Here is a 20485-nt window from a genome sequence, read left to right on the forward strand (position 1 = left end):
CACCCACCGACAGATCCGGCAGGGGCAGGAGAACCATGGCGACTGAGCCCGAGCCGCAAGGGCCCGCACGCCTACCGCTCGGCCCGCAGGCCCAGCACGGTCGGCACGCGGGTGGCCCGGGCGGCGGTCCGCTGGGCCGGATCGCGGCACCCACGGTCCTGCCCCCCGTCCAGGCCCTGCCCAACCGCGCCGGTGACTCGATCCCGGAGTGGCTGGAGCCGGCCATGGCGGCCAACGGCATCGGCTCCTTCGACTGGGACATCCGGCGCGACCTGATCGAGGCCGACCAGCGCGCCTGCGACTTCATGGGTGTCAGCGACAGCGGCACCGAACTCAGCGCCGAGGCCTTCCTCGCGCTGCTGCACCCCGACGACGCGCCGGTGGTGCGCCGCCGGGTCGAGCGCGCGGTGGCCGAGCTGGGCCAGTGCGGTGCCTACTACCGCACCGTCTTCCCCGGCGGCGAGCTGCACGCCGTGCGGTTCCGCGGCCGGGTGCTGGCCGATGCCTTCGGGCGCCCCTCGCGGATGGTCGGCTTCGTCTGGGACGCCACCGCCGAGCTGCACAAGCGGGAGGACGCCGGGCGGCAGGCCGCGCTGCGCGAGGACCGCTCCCGGTTCATCAAGGAGGCCGCGCGGGCGCTCTCCGAGGCCGTCACGGTGCGCGACGTGGCCCGGGTCTTCACCGAGCTGCCACTGCCCGGGCTGCCGCCGGACGGCCTGGTGCTGGCCGCGATGGAGGCCGGGCGGCTGCGGATCCTGGGGGCCAGCGGCTACCGCGCCCAGGACATGGTCGCCTACGACCGGATGCCGCTGGAGCCGTTCCAGCCCGCCGCGGAGGCGATCCGCCGCCGACTGCCGGTCTTCCTGGCGAGCCCGGAGGAGTACCAGGAGCGGTTCCCCGAGGCCTGGCCGCGGGTGCGTGGCACCGGGCGCAGCGCCTGGGCCTTCCTGCCGCTGGTGGCCAGCGGCCGGGCGATCGGCCTCTGCCTGGTCAGCTTCGACGACTCGCGCGAGCTGGACGCCGACGAGCGCACCCTGCTCTCCACCCTGGGCGGCCTGGTCGCCCAGTCGCTGGCCCGGGCCCGGCTGCACGACGCCGAGCACGAGCTGGCGGCCGGCCTGCAGCGGGTGATGCTGCCGCGCACCGTGCCGGCGGTGCCCGGGGTGACCACCGCGGTTCGCTACCTGCCGGCCGGCTCGGGCCTGCAGATCGGCGGCGACTGGTACGACGTGGTGCCGCTGCCCGGCGGCCACGTCGGTCTGGTGATCGGCGACGTGCAGGGCCACGACGTGCACGCGGCCGGGATCATGGGCCAGCTGCGGATCGCGCTGCGCGCGTACGCGGCCGAGGGGCACCCGCCGGCCGCCGTGATGGCGCGGGCCTCGCGCTTCCTCGCCGACCTGGACACCGATCACTTCGCCACCTGTACCTACGCCGAGGTCAATGTCGACTACGGCGTGGTCTACGCGGTCCGGGCCGGCCACCTGGACCCGGTGGTGCGCCGGGCCGACGGCAGCAGCTCCGTGCAGAGCGTGGCCGGTGGGCTGCCGCTGGGCATCGCGGCCGACCAGGAGTACCCGGTGACCCGGTTCAGCCTGGACCCGGGCGAGACCCTGGTGCTCTGCACCGACGGCCTGGTCGAGTCGCGCGGCCTGGACCTGGACACCGGCATGGCCCGGCTCTGCGAGGCGGTGGCCGGCGAGCTGCCGCCGATGGCCGGGGAGGGCGCGACCGACCCGATCGAGGAGCTCGCGGAGCGGATCGCAGCCCGGGCCGCCGACTCCTCCGAGCGCGAGGACGACATAGCGCTGCTGCTGCTCCGCTGGGACGGCCCGGAGGGCGGGCTCGCCGCCCAGCAGTTGCGCCGCCGGATCGGGCAGGCCGACCTTGCCCGGGTGGCCGAGCTGCGCGGCGAACTGCGCGACGCGCTGCGGCGCTGGGGCGTCCCGCAGCTGATCGACACCGCCGAACTGCTCGCCTCGGAGCTGGTGACCAACGCGATCCGGCACACCGACCGGGACGCGATGTTCACCGCGCGCCTCTACCGCGAGGACGGCCGCGAGCCGCGGCTGCGGATCGAGGTCGAGGACGAGTCCGACCTGTGGCCCAAGCGGCGCACCCCGGGCGAGCAGGCCTCCTCCGGGCGCGGCCTGATGCTGGTCGAGGCGCTGGCCGACGCGTGGGGCGTGGAGCCGCGCGGGTCGGGCAAGCGGATGTGGTTCGAGCTCTCGGCGGGCGACGCGGCGGCCTGACCGGCGCTCGCCGATCAGCCCCGCCGCCTCGCCCTGTCCGGCCGAGTCCCGGCCCGCCGCCGCGCGGGCCGGCCCGGCGGCCGGCTAGCCGAACTGCCGCTCCAGGTCCTTGAGCTTCTGCTCCAGGGAGTCGAGGCGGGGGAGCGTCATGGTGTCGTCCTCGGTGGTGAGGTCGATGGTCCGGCGCCCCTGGCGGGTCGGCAGGCCGGGCGCGGCGGCCTCCGCGGCGGGGGCCTTGGCAGCGGTGGGCGCCGCTATCGCGGGCTCCGCGCCGCCGGGCTCCAACTGGCGTGCGGCGGCGCCGGAACGGCCGCGGCCCCAGCCGCCGTGCGCCCGGTTGATCGCGCGGATCTCGGCCCGCTCGCGGCGGCTGGCCAGCCGCTGGCGCTCGCGGCTGACCACCGCCTCGCGCTTGGTGTCCCGGACCTCCTCGACCGCCTCGTCCAGGCTGCGGACGTTCTCCAGGAGCATCAGCGACCAGGCCGCGTAGGTCTCCAGCGGGGCGCGCAGCCAGCGCACGATCCGGATCTGCGGCAGCGGGCGCGGCACCAGGCCCTGCTCGCGCAGCGCCGCCCGCCTGGTCTGCTTCAGCGCCCGGTCGAAGAGCACGGCGGCCGAGAGCGACATCCCCGCGAAGAACTGCGGGGCGCCCGCGTGCCCGCCGCCGCGCGGGGCGTGCACCCAGTTGAACCAGGCCGAGGCGCCCGCGAAGAGCCAGACCAGCAGGCGCGAGCCGAGGGCCGCGTCACCGTGGCTGGCCTCGCGCACGGCGAGCACCGAGCAGAACATCGCGGCGCCGTCGAGGCCGAACGGGACGAGGTACTCCCAGCCGCCGGACAGGGCCAGGTTCTGGGTGCCGAAGCCGACTAGGCCGTGGAAGGAGAGTGCGGCGGCGACGGCCGCGCAGCAGAAGAGCAGGGTGTACGAGGCGCCGCCGTAGAGCGACTCCTTGCGGCGGCGCCGCTCCTCCGTGCGCTCCCAGGAGTCCGCACCGCGCGCGGCGGCCGCCCCCCTGCTGCGCAGGAAGGCCACCAGGAGGGCGCCCGGCAGCAGGACGACGGCGGCGGCGACGGCCCAGCCCAGTGGTATGTCCGACAGTTTCATGGCGCTGAACCAGCCTCGCTCTCTCGGCGGCGGATGGCACGGGGCCACCCGAGGGAGGTCCATCATGGCGGACGACGGTGGGCCGCACGGGTGGTTTGGGAGTAAATACACTGGAGAGAGCAAAGACTGACGTTTCGTCAGAATGATGGTATGACCAACGCGCGGTCGGCGGCCGAGGTGATCGTCGGAGTCGCCGCCCCGTCAGCGGCCGCGCGGGCAGCCGGCGCAGAGCTCCGCGGGCCGCAGCGTGTAGTAGAGGCAGCAGCTCACCCGGGTGCGCGCCGGCGCCGGTGCGGCGCCCTGGCGGTCGGGCCCGGTGGTGCGGAACGCGGCGGCCCCGCCGAAGGGCGCGTTGTCCGCCCCCTCGGGCAGCAGCGCGGCGAGCGCGGCCACCGCGCGCTCCTCCTCGCCGAGCAGCCCCGCGGCGTACCAGAGGCCCTCCACCAGCTCGTCGGTGGCCAGCCCCCACAGGGTGCGCGGACCGCGTCGCAGCTCGGTGCGGAAGGCGGCGAGGAGCGGCGCCAACTGGTCGGCCAGGGCGGTGCGCAGCACGTTCCGCAGTTCCGCCTCGTCGCGCACCGGGCGGGCGCCGGGCCGGCGCGCCGCGGGGTCGTCGGGCAGGCAGGCGAAGGCGGTGGGGGCGCGGTCGGGGCCGGGCAGCAGCGCGAGTTCGGCCGGTCCGCCGCCGCCCGCCGCCCGGCGGCTGGCCAACTGCTCGACGGCCGGCAGCGGGACGCGGCGCTCCAGGAACCAGGGCAGCGTGAAGAGCAGGCAGAGCGGCCAGGTGTAGCGGTGCAGCCAGAAGCCGGCGGCCACGTCGGGGCGCGGCGCGGTGCCGTAGCGGTCCCGCCCGTGCCGGGCCTCGGCGGCGATCAGCCGGGCCCGCAGCGCCGGATCGGTCAGCAGCCGGTGGGTGGGCACCCACCCCTCGTGCGGGTGGGCGGTGCCGCGGTGCTGGATCCGCAGGTCGGGGAAGACCTGGGCGAAGGCGGTGTACGCGCCGGCGAAGGGCAGGCGCGGGTCCGGATCGGCGCACTCGGGCAAGGCGGGACCCCATCGGCTCGGGGGAGGCCGGACGGGGCGCGCGGGCTCATGCCGCACCCCCGTCCAATCAGGTTAGCCTCACCTTATCTGACGAGTCGTCGGAGATCGTGCCGACGGCGTCCGTCCGGGGGACGCGGGAGCCTGCGGGGGCGTCCGGGGCCCGCGGTGTGCGTGGGGGCCTTCCGCCGGGCGCCCGCCCCCTGGGCGCGCGCCCGGCGGGAGCCGTCAGGCGGGCCCTACGCCGCCCCCGCCACCCCGCGCGCGCCCGGCACCCCCGGGCGCGCGCTCGGGGGTGCGCCGCGCGGGGCGCCCGGGGGCCCGCCGGGACTGCCGTCCTCACCGTCCTCTCCGAGCCGGCCCACCAGCCAGACCGGCACGCCCCCCAGCGCCTGCACCAGCCGCCCGGCCTCCGCGCGCAGCCGCCTGGCCTCGGGGGGCTCGGAGACCTCGGCGAGCGCCGCCAGCGCCGGGGCCACGCCCACCATGAAGCCCAGCTCCTCGCGCAGCCGGAGCGAGGCGGCGAAGCCCTCGCGGGCCCGCCCCCGGTCACCGCCGGCCAGCGCGAGGGCGGCCAGGTGGCGCCAGGTGGAGGAGGCGAGCAGCGTGTCACCGCGGGCCAGCGCCCCGTCGTGGGCCCGGCGGTAGGCGATCCAGGCGGCGGTCTGGTCGCGCAGCAGGTTCTCCGCGACCAGCCCGCGCCGGAAGTCCAGCAGCGGACGCCCCGGCGCGTGCGGCGGCAGCAGCGCGGAGGTGCGGCCGAGCGCGGCCTGCGCCTCGTCCAGCCGGTCGCGCGGCCCGAGCACGCTGCCCAGGTAGGCCAGGAAGCCGCGCGCGCAGGCGGCCGCCGCACGCTGCTCGGTGCTGGTCACGCCGGCCTCGGCGATCCGCAGCGCGACCTCGGCCTGCTCCCAGTGGTCGGCGGTGAACAGGCACTGCTCGATCAGCAGTTCGGCCCGCACCAGGGCGGTGCGGGCGTCCCGTTCGGCGTCCTGGGTGAGCAGTTCGGCGGCCTCCTGCCAGCAGGCGCGCGAGCGCAGCCGCCAGACCGTGCCGCTGGTGATCTCGTCGAGGGGGCCGTCCGCCCCGGGGTGCAGCCCCCCGCCGTGCGGCGGCACTCCCGGTGGTCCGCCGGGTCGGGTCGGCCCGCCGCGCCGCGGCTCGCTGTCCTGATGTCGGTCGGCATCCGCCGGCCGGCCGCGCGTCCCCCCGCCGAGCGGGGCCGTTCCGTGCTCCGACAACGCCACCTCCTTGTGTGCGGTGCCCCACGGCCATGCGGTGCTCCAGGCGGACAGGACCCAGCGGTCACGGCCGTGGAGCATCCGCAATTCAACACTCGGGGGAGCTTGTGCACCAGATCACGAGCGCGACGTATTTCGGTTCGGGGTGGCGGCCGGGCGCCTCACGGGGCAGCTGGTGACGGTGGGTCAGGCGGTGGCTCGGGCGGTGGGGCGGACGGGTCGGATGGCGGGTCGGGCGGCCGCCAGGTGGGGCCGGCGGGGCTCAGGAGGTCCAGCCGGTCTCCAGCAGCGCTTCGGCCGCGCCGTTCACCGGCTGCGGCACCCCGCTCTCGTCCAGCGTGAAGAGGGCCACCAGCAGCTGCTCGCCGCGCACCGTCGCCTGGTGCGAGTACCCGGCGGTGGTGAACATCGCGGCCGCCATCTCCTCGGCGTGCAGGGTCTGCAGCCACAGGCACTCCACCGAGCGCATGTCGGCCTGCTCCGGCCAGGTGTCCACCTGCGCCACCACGCGCTCGCCGAGCATGGTCACCGCCTCGCGCTCCTGGCCCTCGGTCAGCTCCAACTCGCCGAAGCCGAGCCACTCCAGGTAGCGGGCGGCGCTCAGCACGGCGTCCTGCGCGGTGCGGATCGGGTGCGGGCGGAACGGCGGCCGGTTCTGCCAGCGGCCGCCCTGCGGCACGGTGGGCGGCGCCGCAGGCGGGACGGGGGAGCCCGGCGCGCCGGCACTCCCGGGCGCTCCGCCACTGCCGGGCGCTCCGGCCGGGTAGCCGGGGTAGCCGGGGTAGCCGGGATGGCCCGGGCGGTCGGCGTAGAGCGAGCCGTCGTACCGGGGCGCACCGGTGGCGCCCGTCTGCGGACGCACGCCCAGCGGACGCGACCCCTGCGGGCCGGTGGTGCCGGCGCGTGGCGCACGGTCCACCGGCAGGCGCACCGTGGCGCCGCAGTTGCAGGTGAACTCCGGCTGCGGCCACTGGTCCGAGCGGCCGCAGTTCGGGCAGCGCATGCTCAGCCAGGAGTCCTCCCAGGAGCGGAACCGCACCTGCACCGGCACCCCGCCGCGCAGCAGCGGCACCTTGAGCGCGGCGCCGCACGGGCAGGGCAGCGTGGGCGGCTCGTAGACGTGCTCACGGCGGCAGGCCGGGCAGCGGATCGGCTGCGCCGTGCCCGGTGCGGTCACGGCCTCGGGGAGCGGGTCACCCGCGGGTGGTCCGGCGCCGGTCCACGGGTCGTTGCCGGTGAAGTCGTCGGGCAGCGGGTGTCCGGACAAGGCGCGCACCGTCCGTTCGGGTGGAGATGGGCGGGTCGCCCTCCATGCTCCCCGATCGGGCCCCGCGGTGGCAGCGAATGGCTGAATGATCAGGGGATTTTCAGGGTGGAACCGACGGTGGGCCGAGCCGCCGGTGGGAGTCAACCCGCCGACCAGCGGGCCAGATCGGCGGGGGTGTCGAGGTCGTCGGGGACCGCGATGTCGCCGCACTCGACCAGCAGCAGTTCGGCCTGGCGGTCCGTCAGCAGCGACCGGGCACCGGCGTCGCCGCGCGCGCCGGCTGCGGCCTCGGCCAGGTGGGCGGCGCCGATCAGCACGGGGTGGCCGCGCCGGCCCTGGTAGGCGGCGGCGGCCAGTGCGGCGCCGGCCCGGTGGGCGGCCAGCAGCCGGGCCACGGCGGCCGGGGTGACGCCCGGGGTGTCGACCAGCGAGACCAGCACGCCCGAGCAGTCGGCGGGCAGCGCGGCCAGGCCCGCCCGCAGCGAGCCGCCCATGCCCTGCGCCCAGTCGGGGTTGGCCAGCACCGTGCAGCCGTCGAGCCCGGCGGTGGCCAGCACCTGGTCGCGGGCCGCGCCGAGCACCACCAGGACGGGGGAGCAGCCGCCGTCCCGGACCGTGCGCACGGCGTGCTCGACCAACGGCCGGCCGTGGAACGGCAGCAGCGCCTTGGGGCGCCCGCCCAGCCGCCGCCCGCCGCCGGCGGCCAGCACCAGGCCGGCCACGGGGGCGGCGGCCGGGGCGGCCGGGGGCGCGGTGGGCCCGGTGGCGGCATCGGAAGCGGGCGTGGCGGCGGGCCCGGAAGTGGGCCCGGTGGCGGGCACGTCGGGGGCGGCTGCGGGCGGGTGGGGCTCGGCCATGCCACCAGCATGGCGGCAGCCGGGCCCCCGCCGCCCTGTGTGATTGCACAAGGGTGCGCTGCTGACCTTGGACGGAAGCCGGTCGATGCGCCGCTGGATCTTTGCGCCGCGCCGTTCTCTACTGGCCGATATGCACACCGCCCCTTCCCCGCTGGTCGACCGCTTCGGCCGGGTCCACACCGATCTGCGGGTCTCCCTGACCGACCGCTGCAACCTGCGCTGCACCTACTGCATGCCGGCCGAGGGCCTGAGCTGGCTCCCCAGGGCCGAGGTGCTCACGGACGAGGAGATCGTCCGCCTGGCCCGGATCGCGGTGCGCCGGCTGGGGATCGCCTCGGTGCGGCTGACCGGCGGCGAGCCGCTGCTGCGGCGCGGCCTGCCGGGGCTGGTGGAGCGGCTGACGGGGCTGGGCGTCGAGCTGTCACTGACCACCAACGGGATCGGGCTGGCCCGGCTGGCGGGCGAGCTGCGGGCGGCCGGGCTGCGCCGGGTCAACGTCAGCCTGGACACGCTGCGGCGCGACCGCTACCAGGAGATCACCCGGCGGGACCGGATCGAGGACGTCTTCGCGGGCCTGGCCGCGGCCCGGGCGGCGGGGCTGGCGCCGGTCAAGATCAACGCCGTGCCGGTGCGCGGGGTCAACGACGACGAGATCCTCGACCTGGTCGACTTCGCGGCCGAGCACGGCTACCTGCTGCGGTTCATCGAGTCGATGCCGCTGGACGCCCAGGGCGCCTGGGACCGGTCGGCCATGATCACCGCCGACGAGCTGCTCGCGGTGCTCGGCACCCGCTTCGACCTGCTCCCGGTGGCGCGCGCGCCGCTCGGGGCCCAGGGCGGCACCCCGCCGGCCGAGGAGTTCCGGATCGCCGGGACGGACACCGTGGTCGGCGTGATCGCCTCGGTCACCCGTCCGTTCTGCGGCACCTGCGACCGGGTCCGGCTGACCGCCGACGGCCAGTTGCGCAACTGTCTCTTCGCGACCGAGGAGTCCGACCTGCGCGCCCTGCTGCGCGGCGGGGCGGGCGATGCCGAGATCGAGCGGGCCTGGCGCAACACCATCGCCCGCAAGGGCCCGGGCCACGAGATCAACTCCGCCGGCTTCGTCCAGCCGGAGCGGCCGATGTCGGCGATCGGCGGCTGAGCGCCCGGGGCCGATCCTGGGCCGGGCCCGCGACGGCACGCCGCGGGGGCGGACCACCGGGTGGCCCGCCCCCGCGGCGTGCGGTGCGTGCGGTGCATGCAGTGCATGCGGTCGTGCGGTGCACGCGGTGCGTGCGGTCGTGCGGTCACGTCACGGATTCGGTTGCCAGGTGCCGCTGCTCCAGAGCGGGTTGGTGTTCGCGTCGTAGATCACGAAGTTGGAGTCGTCCTGCACGGAGGCGCGGACGCCCCCCGGGTGCCCGCCGGTGTTCCACAGGGCGTAGGCGGAGGTGCCCGGGACGGGGTAGACCGGGCTGCCGGTCACCGGGTCCTGCTGGGGCTGGTAGACGACGAGGTTGCCGTCGCTCTGGAACGCCGCCCAGGCGCCGGGGTGGTTGTAGGTGCCGGTGGACCAGAGCGCGGCACCCGAGTTGAGGGAGTAGAGGACCAGGTTGCCGTCGCTCTGCATCGCCAGCCGGGTGTGCGCGGCGTAGACGGTGTCGCCGGAGTGGAGCACCGTGCCGGCCGGGAGGTCCGTCCTGCCGTTGCCGTCCGGCCCGATGGCGACCGTCACCAGGCCGAGGTCGGCCGCGGGGGCGCCGTTCTGCCCGGTGCTGAAGGAGGTGACGGCGTTGCTGCCCGCGGCGGTGGCGCCGGGCCAGCTGACCAGGTGCCCCTGGCTGTTGAGTGCCCAGAGGTCGGGCACGCCGTCGCCGTTCAGGTCGCCCGAGGAGCCGATCCGCGGGTAGGCCGCACGGGTCGCGCCGGTGAGGATGGTGGTGCCCTTGGCGGGGTCGGCGAACGCGGAGTAGTCGGGTGCGGTCGCCGAACCGAGGGAGTAGGAGCGGATGGTCCCGTCCTGGGCCCGGCTCCACAGGGTCGCCTTGCTGTTGCTGTCGCCGCCGGCCGGGCCGGGGGCGATCAGGTCGTACTGGTCCCAGGTGCCGCTGGTGGAGAGCAGCCGGGCGTAGGCCAGGGTGCCGCCGGGGGTGGGCGCGTAGAGCCAGAGGTTCTTGTTCTCGACCGCGAGCAGCCAGGTCTGCGAGACGACGTACTTGGTGGTCGTGCTCCCGTCCGGGTTGGTGGTGGTGACCGGGGTGGTGCTCTCGCCGGTCGGGGTGCCCAGCGCCAGCACCTGGGTGGCCTGGCTCCAGTCCGGCGGCATGCCGAGCGTGGCGCAACTGGCGCTCACGTTGTTGGCGTCGCGGCAACTGGTGGGCTTGGTGAGCTGCGTCGGCTTGCCCAGGAAGTTGCCCATGCCGTCGTTCTTCAGCCGGTAGAGGTTGGCCTTGAGCGCCGGGGTGGTGGTGTTGTGCGCGATCACGTCATCGACGAAGGAACCGGACTGCAGCGAACCGCGGTGCGTCAGTTGGTAGTCGGCCCAGCTGTCGGCGCCCTGGAAGGCCGGGTCCTGGGCGCCCGGCGCGGCGGTCGCCTGGGCGGCGAGCGAGCGTGCGGCGTCCGTGTTGGCGCCGACGTAGTGCAGGTTCCCCGAGCCGTCCGGCAGCAGGATGTCGGGGCGGCGGTCGCCGGTCACGTCGCCGAAGACCGGGGTGGCGTTCTTGTCCCAGGGCGCGTAGAAGGTGTACTGCGCGAGCTGGCTGTAGTTGCCGGCGCGGTCCTTGGACTGGGCGTAGACCACGTTGGTGCCCCACAGGCTCGGGCTGAAGGCGAAGGAGCCGGAGGCGCCGGAGGTGGTGTCGCTCTGCCCGCACTGCCAGCCGGTGACGCTCGCGTCCAGTGCCGTGGTGGCCCAGCGGATGCACGCCACGCCGGAGGCGCTGCCACCGGCGGCCGGTGCCGGGTCGCTCGCGTTGAGCTGGAAGGTCCCGGGCTTCTCCGGGTGGTTGGCGAAGTACTGGGGGTTGTCGTTCGGGGTGCCGGAGGGCGGGAACGCGGTGGAGCTGATGCCGACGGTCGGTGCGGTCTGGTCGACCCCGAAGTAGCACTGCGGTGAGTCCGAGGAGCCCAGGCCGTTGCTGATCGGCTCGGCGTCGTAGTTGTCGGCGTACCAGCCGTAGACGTGCCCGTCCTTGAGCCCGCCGACGCCGGCGTGCGAGGTGCCGTAGCTGATGCCGTTGTCCACCGTGATGGTCTGGTTGTCAGCGGCGCCGCCGCTGCCCCACAGGTGGTAGACGGTGGTGACCGGCAGGTTGGTCGGCGACCAGAGGTTGACGTTCAGCTGGATGTTCTGGTTCGAGCCGAGCCAGCCCGGGTTGTCCCAGGCGTTGGTGCCACCGCTGGTGCAGGGCGCCTGGGCGCCGGTGTCGGCGAAGCCGGGGGTGGGGGTGGTGGAGGGGCCCCAGATCGTGGGAGCGACATCGTAGTTGGTGACGATGTAGGGGTTGTTCGCGAAGTGGTGGCGGTAGGCCGCGTTGTTCTCGTCGTCGGGGGCGAGGCCGATGGTGAAGTCGGGCCACTTGCCGGCCGAGGCCTGCTGCATCTGCGAGGTGACCGAGTAGGTCATCGGTCCGGCGGGGTCCATCCAGTTGTCACCGATCTTGGTGCAGCCGGCCATGGTGCCGTTGGTCCCGCAGGGTTGGGCGTCCCACCTGGTCCACTGGTTGATCGGCCCGGTCCAGTACAGGCCCATCGGGGTCGGGGTGCCGGGCGCCGCGGCGCTGGTGACCTGGGTGTACAGGGTGGCGCTGTAGACGGTCTGCGGGCCGTGCGAGGTGCTGGAGTCGGTGAGCTGCGAGGGCACCCCGATCCGGTAGTAGGCGCGGTAGCGGCCGTAGCCGGTGCAGTCCGAGTAGCCGCAGTAGCCGGTGCCCAACTGCGCGAGCTGGTCGGCGTTCTCGGCTTCGGGATGGTTCTCCTGCACCTCGACCGACTGCTGGCTGGCGCCCGAGGTCGTGACGCTGATCGAGGGGTCCAGGAACCAGGGGCCGGTGCCGTGCCCGAGCGCGTTCTGATCCGGCGTCAGGTCGACCGCGCCGCCCGAGGTGCTGACGGCGATCGGCGCCACTGTGGCGTGGTCGCCCGGCTCGGCGGCGGAGGACGTGTCGGCCTCGTCGCCGGCCGCGGCGTTCGCCGCCCCGCTGCCGCTCGCGGCCGGCTTGCGCGCCTGGGGCGCGCCGGCCGGGGTCGAACCGCCGGCCGGGGCCGCGGTGCTGGAGTCCCACTGCAGCGGCGGCGGCGAGGAGAACCGCTCGGTGCCGCCGGCGTCCTTGAACGCGATGTTGCCGGCCGCGTCGCTGCTGGTGCTCAAACCACCGCCGGAGACCGGGAAGTGGAGCTTCTTCAGCTCCGGCCTGGCCGCCGCGGCCGCGGTCTTCACCACGATGACGTCACGCCAGCCGCCGGTGGGCAGCGCGGTCACCTGGAGGTCGACGTCAGGGCCGAGCACGCCGGGATAGGTGGCGGTGTCGCCGCTCAGGGTCGGCTTGGGAAGTGTGAACGGGGCGTTGACCGCGAGCTTCCTGCCGCCGCTGTCGGCCAGCACGGCCAGCGGGCCCGCGCCGCCGCCGGAGAGGGTGAGATCGGCGGGGAGGGCGGCCGGGCTGACCGTTCCGTCGGCGTTGAGGTGCAGGGTGGCGTCGACGGCGGCCCAGCCGGTGCCGCGCCGCACCCGCACCGGTTCGGCGTGCGAGGTGGTGGTCAGCGTGCCGTTGGGGTTGACCACGGTGTCCGAGGCCTCGTCGGTGAGCACGTCGACGCTCACCGGCTGCCCGGTGGCCTTGGCCTTGGCGCGCGCGGTGAGGATGGCCTGCGCCTGCGGGGAGAGGGCCGGGGCGGCGGCCTTTCCGGCGGCTGCCGCGGGGGGAGGAGTGCCGCCGGCGCCGGTGGCCTGCGCGCTCGGCGCGGCGGTCAGGGTCGCGGCGGCCAGCACGACCGCCAGTAACGCGGCGCGGCGCCCCGCCGCCGGACGCCGCAGGTGGACTGACGGTCTTTCAGGTCTTCTGATGCTGGGCATGTCGGATGCACGTCTCCGGTCGAAGTCGGCCATGGTGCTGCCTTTGGTGACACGTTGTTCGAACGGGAACGATGCGGCCAACAGGCATGATGCGTCAAGGAGTTCAGGGTATTCCGGTGAGAAGTCCGCTTTGTGGTGCCGGGAACCCTCAAGTTATCTGCAAATCAGGGCTATTCGTATACGGGACAGGTCCGTCTGTGCTGAGGTGTGTCCCGCTCGAACGGTTGCGCGCTCGGCGGCGGACGGGAGGAACGCAGCCTCACTGACATGACAGCGCGAGGAGTGCTCGTGAGAGTTTGGCGTGCTCGAACACGACCACGGCAACGTCCGATCTGGCGACCGCACAGATGGCTGAGCCTGGGGCTGGTGGCCGTGCTGGCCATGGCGTTACTGGCCGTGCCACCGACCGAGGCCTGGGCCGCGCGGCGCCCGCACGGCAAGACCTGGGTGCCGCCGGACACTCCCCTGGGCGGTGGCACCAGGTCGGTCGCGGGCGGGAACCAGGTGGTGAGCGGGCCGCGGCCGGCCGCCTACCCGCAGCCGAAGCAGTGGCAACCCGCCGTGGCCACCGCCCCGGTGGCCGCGGCGACGGCGACCGTCGTGCTCGGTGCCGACTCGGCCGAAGCGCGCGCCGCCGCGGCGGCCACCGGCGGTGGCTCACCGGCCTCCGCCGGCCTCTCGGCCGTCCCCGCCGGTTCGTCGGCCGTCACCCTGGCGCAGGCCGCCGATGACACCAGCACGGCCCACCCGGTGAAGGTGGCCCTCGCCGGCCCGGCCGGCAGCAAGGCCGCCGGGGTGGCCGGACCGCTGCTCACGTTGACCGACGCCGACACCGGCGGCCCCGGCCACAAGGTGGTGGTGAACCTCGACCTGCCCGCCCTGGGCGACGGCCTCTGGGCCGACCGCGCGCACCTGGTCCAGCTGCCGGCCTGCGCGTTGACCACGCCCGACCTCGCGCAGTGCCGGCAGCAGACCCCGCTGCAGAGCCAACTGGACCCGGGATCGGGTACGTTGAGTGCCGAGGTGGCGCTGCCACAGCCGGCCGCCGACCATCCGGCGGCCGCCGCGGGCAGTGCGGGCGCCGCCACCGCCCCCGCCGCCGCGCCGATGGTGCTGGCCGCCACCTCGGGCCCCGCGGGCTCCGGGGGTTCCTACGCGGCGACCTCGCTCTCACCGTCGGCGAGTTGGGGCGCCGGGTCGAACCTCGGCGACTTCACCTACTCGTACCCGATCCAGCTGCCCGGTGGGCTCGGCGGGAAGGCGCCCGCGGTGGCGCTGTCCTACGACTCCTCGGCGGTCGACGGGATGACCTCGTCGACCAACTCGCAGTCCTCGTGGGTGGGTGACGGCTGGAGCTACTCACCCGGCTTCATCGAACGCTCCTACAAGGGCTGTTCGAAGGACGGCATCACCAACTCCGGTGACCTGTGCTGGGGTGGGCAGAACGCCACCCTCTCGCTGGGCGGGCACTCCGGCACGCTGGTGCGCGACGACGCCACCGGGGTCTGGCACCTGCAGAGCGACGACGGCTCGAAGATCGAGCAGCTGACCGGTGCGCCGAACGGCCTGAACAACGGCGAGTACTGGAAGGTCACCACCGGGGACGGCACGCAGTACTGGTTCGGCCTGGACCACCTGCCGGGCGGTGACGGCACCGATCCCGCGACCAACTCGGCCTGGGGCGAGCCGGTCTACTCCCCGAACAGCGGCGACCCGTGCTACAGCTCCACCGCTGGGCAGGGCTCCTGGTGCACCATGGGCTGGCGGTGGAACCTCGACTACGTGGTGGACACCCACCAGAACCTGCTCACGTACTCCTACGCGACCGAGACCAACAACTACAGCCGCGGGGGCGGGCAGAACGGCGGCAGCGGCACGCTGACCAGCTACGTCCGCGGCGGCTACCCGACCCAGATCGCCTACGGCCAGCGGCTGCCGGAGCAGGTCGCGGCGCACGGCTCGGTCAACCCGGCCGTGAAGGTGGTCTTCGCCACCGCCGAGCGCTGCCTGCCCTCGGGGACGATCACCTGCGCGGAGGACCAGCGCACCACCGCGAACGCCGCCTACTGGCCCGACGTCCCGTTGGACCAGCTCTGCACCACGACCTGCGCCAACACCTCACCGTCGTTCTTCACCACCAAGCGACTGGCCGGCATCTCGACCCAGGTGCTGGTCGGCTCCGCCTACCGGACGGTGGACTCCTGGGCGCTGACCCACTCGCTCCCCGACCCCGGCGACGGCACCAAGCCCACGCTGTGGCTCTCCTCGATCCAGCGCACCGGCTCCGACGGCCAACCCGCCCAGACCCTGCCGGCGGTCTCCTTCGCCGCCCGCGAACTGCCCAACCGGGTCGACGGACTCGTGCCGGCCGAGCCGGTGTTCAACCGGCCGCGGATCCAGCAGATCACCACCGAGACCGGTGGCCAGATCAACGTGGTCTACAGCCAGCCGCAGTGCTCGCGGGTGAACAACACGATGCCGGCCTCCGAGGACGGCAACACCATGGCCTGCCTGCCGGTGCACTGGTACCTGCCGGGGTCGAGCTCCACGGACCCGGTGCACGACTGGTTCAACAAGTTCACCGTGACCGATGTGACCGAGCAGGACGCGGTCACCGGGTCGCTGGTCAAGGACACCCACTACACCTACGCCGGCGGCGCGGCCTGGCACCGCGACGACGCGGAGTTCACCGACCCGAAGACCCGGACCTGGGACGGGTTCCGCGGCTACCAGTCGGTGACCACCACGACCGGCAGCGGCTTCACCGGTGAGGCACCCAGGACGCAGCAGACGGTGACCTACCTGCGCGGCATGGACGGCGACGTCAAGGCCGACGGCAGCGAACCCGGCGTCAGTGTCCCCGACCCGCTCGGCGGCTCGGTGACGGACAGCGACTGGCTGGCCGGCACCGAACTCGCCACCCAGGAGTACGACCAGGCCGGCGGCCAGGTCGTGGCGATGAGCGGCAGCACCTCCAACGGGCAGCAGACCACCGCGACCCACCAGCAGAGTGGCGGCATGCCGCCGCTGGTCGCGCGCTATCCCGCCTCCCAGCTCACCAGTGTCTCCAAGGAAAAGCTCTCGAACGGGAGTTGGCGCACCTCGACGACCGTTGCCGGCAGCGATCCGGCGCACGGCAACCGGGAGACCCAGGTCGACGACAAGGGCGACGGCACGGCCGCCACTCCGGAGATCTGCACCACCGACTCCTATGCGACCAGCGCCGCCGACCCGATGCTGCTCACACTGCTGAGCGAGAAGAAGTCGGTGACCGGGCCCTGCGGCACCACCGCCACCAGCGCCAACACCCAGAGCGATGTCCGCAGCATCTACGACGGCCAGCCGTTCGGCCAGGCCGGCGCGCTGGCCGAGACCACCAGCTCGGAGCTGCTCGACCACTACGACGGCTCCGGGAACCCGGTGTTCGCCAACTCGGCCCGCGCGACCTTCGACCTCTACGGCCGCCCGGCCACGGTCAGCGAGGGCGACGGATCCACCTACGGCGCTTCCGGCAGCCGGCTGACCGGTCCCGATCCGGCCGCGCCGGCGGCCACCTCGGCGACCTCCTACACCCCGGCCACCGGCGCGCTGCCCACCCGGGTGACGCTGACCGGCCCGATGGGCGCCTCCTGGGCGACCACCGTGGACCAGGACCCGGGCCGCGGCCTGCCGCTGGTCTCCACCGACGCCAACGGCCATGCCACCACGGAGCAGTACGACGGCCTCGGGCGGCTCGCCGCGGTCTGGCTTCCCCAGCAGGCCACCGGCAAGAACCCCAACTTCAAGTACTCGTACGCGATCAACGGTCTGACCGGCCCCTCCGTGGTGACCAGCCAGACGCTGAACGAGGACAGCACCTACTCCTACACGAACCAGCTCTACGACGGCCTGGGCCGGCTGCGGCAGACGCAGGCGACCTCGCCGACCGCCGCCTCAGGCCGCCTGATCAGCGACGTCGGCTACGACTCGCACGGCTGGGAGGTCAAGGAGGCCGGGCCCTACTACGAGAAGACGAGCTTCCCCAACAGCACGATCTTCCTGCCGCAGGACTCCCAGGTGCCGTCCGAGACCTGGCTGACCTACGACGGACGCGGTCAGGTCGTCAACTCGGCCTTCATGTCCTACGCGCAGCTCCAGTGGTCGACCAGCACGGCCTACCCGGGCGCCGACCGCACCGACACCACCCCGCCGGCCGGAGGCTCGGCCACCTCCACGTTCACCGACGCGCGCGGGAACACCACCGCGCTCTGGCAGTACCACGGCGGCACGCCGACCGGGAACGCCGGCGACGCGGACGTGACCAGCTACACCTACACGCCCTCCGGCCAGGCGGCCACCCGCACCGACGCGGCGGGCAACACCTGGTCCTACGGCTATGACCTGATGGGCCGTCAAACCTCCCAGAGCGACCCGGACACCGGGACCTCGCGGACCTACTACGACGTCAACTCCCGGATCGACCACACCGTCGACGCTAAGGGAAACACCCTCGCGTACACCTACGACATCCTCGGTCGCAAGACCGCGATGTACAGCGGTTCGGTGGCCCCGGCCAACGAGCTGGCCTCCTGGAGCTACGACACGCTGGCCAAGGGCAAGCCCACCGGCTCGACCCGCTACGTCGGCGGCGCCGGCGGCGCGGCCTACAGCCAGGCGCTGACCGGGTACGACGCCGCCTACCGCCCGCAGGGCAGCACGGTGACCATCCCGGCGGTCGAGGGCGCGCTGGCCGGGACCTACACCACCGGCTACGGCTACAACAACATCCTGGGCACGCTCGACCACACCGACCTGCCGGCCATGGGAGGCCTGCCGGCCGAGACGGTCAGCAACGTCTACGACACCTCGGGGAACCTGCAGAACTCCTGGGGCAACGACACGCTGGTCCACGACGTCCAGTACGACGCCTTCGGCGACCCGGTGCGCACCACGCTGGGCGACTACGGCACCCAGGTGGTCTCCACCCAGGTGTACGACGCCGCCACCGGCTCGGTGCTCTCCTCCTTCCTGGACCGCCAGGCGGGCACCAGCTCCGTCGACCAGACCAACTACACCTACGACCCGTCCGGCCAGATCACCTCCGCCACCGACCTGCAGAACGCCTCCGCGCGTGACACGCAGTGCTACACCTACGACTACCTCGGCCGGCTGAGCCAGGCCTGGACGGACACCGGCAGCGTCACCACCAAGCCCACCGGCGTCTGGACCGACACTTCGGGCACCTCCTACGCCAAGGGCAACCCGGCCTCGGTGCCGGGCATCGGTGGCTGCGCCAACGCGAACGGCCCGGCGACCTCGGCCGGTACGCCGAGCGTGGGCGGCCCGGCGCCGTACTGGCAGTCCTACGGCTACGACAGCACCGGCAACCGCACCCAGCTGGTCCAGCACGACGTCAGCGGCAACACCGCCAACGACGTCACCACCACGCAGGTGTTCGGTACCCCTGGTCAGCCCAACACCGGCTCCGGCGGTCCGCACGCGCTGCTCTCCTCGACCGCCACCTCGCCGAGCGGCGGCACGAAGAAGACAACCTTCCAGTACGACCTGCTGGGCAACACCACCGCGATCACCGACACGTCCGGCACCACCACGCTCGGCTGGACCGGCGAGGACCAGCTCGCCTCGGTCGCCCGGACCAGCCAGCAGGGCGGCACCAGCTACCTGTACGACGCCGACGGCAACCAGCTGATCCGGCGCGACCCGGGCAAGACCACCCTCGAACTGGGGATGGACGAGCTCACCCTCGACACGGCGAGCCAGTCGCTCTCCGATGTGCGCTACTACCCGTCACCGGGCGGTCTGACGATCACCCGGGTCACCGCGGCCACCGGCGGGGGCACCCTCGTCTACCAGGCGGCCGATCCGCACGGCACCAACGGCGTGCAGATCGACACCAGTTCGGCGCAGACCGTCACGCGCCGCCCGCTGGACCCGTTCGGCAACCCACGTGGCACCCAACCCTCGCCGGGCAGTTGGTCCGGTGACAAGGGCTTCGTCGGCGGCATCCAGGACACCGCCACCGGGCTGACCAACCTCGGCGACCGGGAGTACGACCCCGTCCACGGGCGCTTCCTCAACCCCGATCCGCTGCTGGCCGCCACGAGTCCGCAGCAGTGGAACGGCTACGCCTACAGCGGCAACGACCCGGTCGACAGCAGTGACCCGACCGGTCTCTGCCCGGCCGACATCTGCGGCGTCGGCACGCCCATCGGCGGTACGGGCAGCAGCCCGAGCAACCCGGTGCGCTACGTCGACACGGGCCCCGAGGACCCGGACAACCCGGACGCGGGCGAGGTGCACCACGGCCACTACGTGCCGCCCGCGCCCAAGCCCACGACCAAGAGCAACGGCGGTGGCAAGAGCGGAGGCGGTGGCTGGCGCTCCTGGCTGAAGTCGGCCGGCCATGTCGTCACCAGCGGTGCCAAGGCCATCGCGAGCGGTGCCCAGGCCGTCTCCCAGGCGACCAGCAGCGGCGCCCAGTGGGCCTGGAACCACCGGGCCGACATCGGACAGGCGGTGGTGGAGACCATCGTCTACTCCGGCTGCATCGGCGGTTCGCTCGCCGGTGCGGCCGAGACGGGAGGGGCGAGCCTGCTCGCCGTGGCGGGCTGCGGCGCGGCCGCGGGCGCGGCCGGTGCGGCGACCTACGACCTGCTCAGCCCTGACGGGCCGACCACCCCGGGCGGCGTCTTCAAGGACGTGGCCACCGGTGCCGCCTTCGGTGCCGCCAGCGGTGTGCTCTCCGAGGGTGCGAGCGCCGTGGGCAAGGCCGTGCTGACGAAGGCCGCTCCGATGCTGGGCGACGCGATCGACTCGGCGCTCTCCAAGGTCGGCAGGGCGTGCGCCAACTCCTTCCCCGCCGGAACCCAGGTCCTGTTGGCCGACGGAAGCACCAAGGCCATCAACACCGTCGCCATCGGCGACCAGGTGGCCTCGGCCGATCCGCAGACCGGGCAGTCCTCGGGCGAGGCGGTCACCCAGACCATCGTCACCCCCGACGACCAGGCCTTCACCGACCTGACCTTCGCCGTGGACGGTTCGGGGACGACGCCCGCGAAGGGTGCCGTCACCTCCACCCAGCACCACCCGTTCTGGGACGTCACCACCCAGCGCTGGACCGATGCGGCGGACCTGACGCCGGGCGACCGGATCGCGGTGGACGCCGCCGTCGGGACCGCCACGGTCACCACCGTCCACAACTACCGGACGGCCCCGGAGACCGCGTACAACCTCACCGTCGAGGACCTGCACACCTACTTCGTGGTGGCGGACGGCATCCCGGTGCTGGTGCACAACGACGCGTGCCCGCTGAACATCCACTTTGACGGTGACCCGCTCTGCCACTGCTCCCCGCCGGCGGGCAGCACCGGGGCCGCCGGGACCAGGGCGGCCGCGCAGGAGATGCCGATGAAGAAGGGAGCCGACGAGGTCAGTACCGCTCTGAAGGACAGCGAGAGTCTCCTGGACGCCGTCAGCAAGGGGCGCGTGCTGGGCACCAACGCGGTAGTCGGGCCCAAGGGCGGGGATGCGGTGCCGGTGGACCACCAGATCGACTCCTCGCCAAGTGTCATGCTGATCCTGGGGGCCGCCGTGGCCAAGGTGGTCGTGCTGGGGGTGAGGCGATGGCGCGGGTGACCCCGTGCGCCGCTCGGCGCTAGCCGGAC

Annotated in this window: 9 protein-coding genes; 3 read left to right on the plus strand and 6 right to left on the minus strand. The window is 73.9% G+C overall.

Features of this window, described 5'->3' with window-relative positions; translation table 11 throughout:
* The first annotated feature begins 35 nt into the window (after positions 1-35).
* Positions 36-2252 (plus strand): SpoIIE family protein phosphatase, encoded by a 2217-nt coding sequence (locus OG455_RS30600; protein ID WP_266299257.1) that lies wholly within the window; start codon positions 36-38, stop codon positions 2250-2252.
* Between the two features lie 84 nt (positions 2253-2336).
* On the opposite strand, the gene OG455_RS30605 is transcribed toward OG455_RS30600, so the two are convergent.
* The 5 genes from OG455_RS30605 to OG455_RS30625 all read right to left on the minus strand — a co-directional run bounded on the left by OG455_RS30605 (position 2337) and on the right by OG455_RS30625 (position 7762).
* Entirely contained in the window at positions 2337-3356 is a 1020-nt protein-coding gene (locus OG455_RS30605; protein WP_266299259.1) for a DUF2637 domain-containing protein, read from the minus strand.
* A 201-nt stretch (positions 3357-3557) separates the two neighbouring features.
* Positions 3558-4400 (minus strand): (2Fe-2S)-binding protein, encoded by an 843-nt coding sequence (locus OG455_RS30610; RefSeq protein ID WP_266299261.1) that lies wholly within the window; start codon positions 4398-4400, stop codon positions 3558-3560.
* Between the two features lie 236 nt (positions 4401-4636).
* Positions 4637-5494, minus strand: coding sequence for a hypothetical protein (locus OG455_RS30615; protein ID WP_266301017.1), 858 nt, complete (start codon positions 5492-5494; stop codon positions 4637-4639).
* Between the two features lie 406 nt (positions 5495-5900).
* A complete protein-coding gene (locus OG455_RS30620; RefSeq protein WP_266299263.1) occupies positions 5901-6905 on the minus strand; it encodes a hypothetical protein in 1005 nt (334 codons plus the stop codon).
* Between the two features lie 140 nt (positions 6906-7045).
* Positions 7046-7762, minus strand: a complete 717-nt coding sequence (locus tag OG455_RS30625; protein WP_266299265.1) for an NTP transferase domain-containing protein — start codon at positions 7760-7762, stop codon at positions 7046-7048.
* Between the two features lie 130 nt (positions 7763-7892).
* On the opposite strand from OG455_RS30625, the gene moaA reads away from it, so the two are divergent.
* Positions 7893-8906 (plus strand): GTP 3',8-cyclase MoaA, encoded by a 1014-nt coding sequence (gene moaA, locus OG455_RS30630; protein WP_266299267.1) that lies wholly within the window; start codon positions 7893-7895, stop codon positions 8904-8906.
* Between the two features lie 150 nt (positions 8907-9056).
* Here the strand turns inward: moaA and OG455_RS30635 are convergent, their stop codons facing one another.
* On the minus strand, positions 9057-12737 hold the full coding sequence (locus OG455_RS30635; RefSeq protein ID WP_266299269.1) for a hypothetical protein: 3681 nt from the start codon (positions 12735-12737) through the stop codon (positions 9057-9059).
* Between the two features lie 450 nt (positions 12738-13187).
* On the opposite strand from OG455_RS30635, the gene OG455_RS30640 reads away from it, so the two are divergent.
* The gene (locus OG455_RS30640) at positions 13188-20456 is read left to right on the plus strand and encodes an RHS repeat-associated core domain-containing protein (RefSeq protein WP_266299271.1); all 7269 of its coding nucleotides are present in this window, start codon (positions 13188-13190) and stop codon (positions 20454-20456) included.
* The last annotated feature ends 29 nt before the right edge of the window (positions 20457-20485 follow it).

The organism is Kitasatospora sp. NBC_01287, from assembly GCF_026340565.1.
Taxonomy (GTDB): Bacteria; Actinomycetota; Actinomycetes; order Streptomycetales; family Streptomycetaceae; genus Kitasatospora.

Excerpts from the sequence above, each read along its gene's own strand:
- OG455_RS30625 (WP_266299265.1), bottom strand. The coding sequence starts at position 7,762 with ATGGCCGAGCCCCACCCGCCCGCAGCCGCCCCCGACGTGCCCGCCACC.
- moaA (WP_266299267.1), top strand. The coding sequence starts at position 7,893 with ATGCACACCGCCCCTTCCCCGCTGGTCGACCGCTTCGGCCGGGTCCAC.
- OG455_RS30605 (WP_266299259.1), bottom strand. The coding sequence starts at position 3,356 with ATGAAACTGTCGGACATACCACTGGGCTGGGCCGTCGCCGCCGCCGTC.
- OG455_RS30600 (WP_266299257.1), top strand. The coding sequence starts at position 36 with ATGGCGACTGAGCCCGAGCCGCAAGGGCCCGCACGCCTACCGCTCGGC.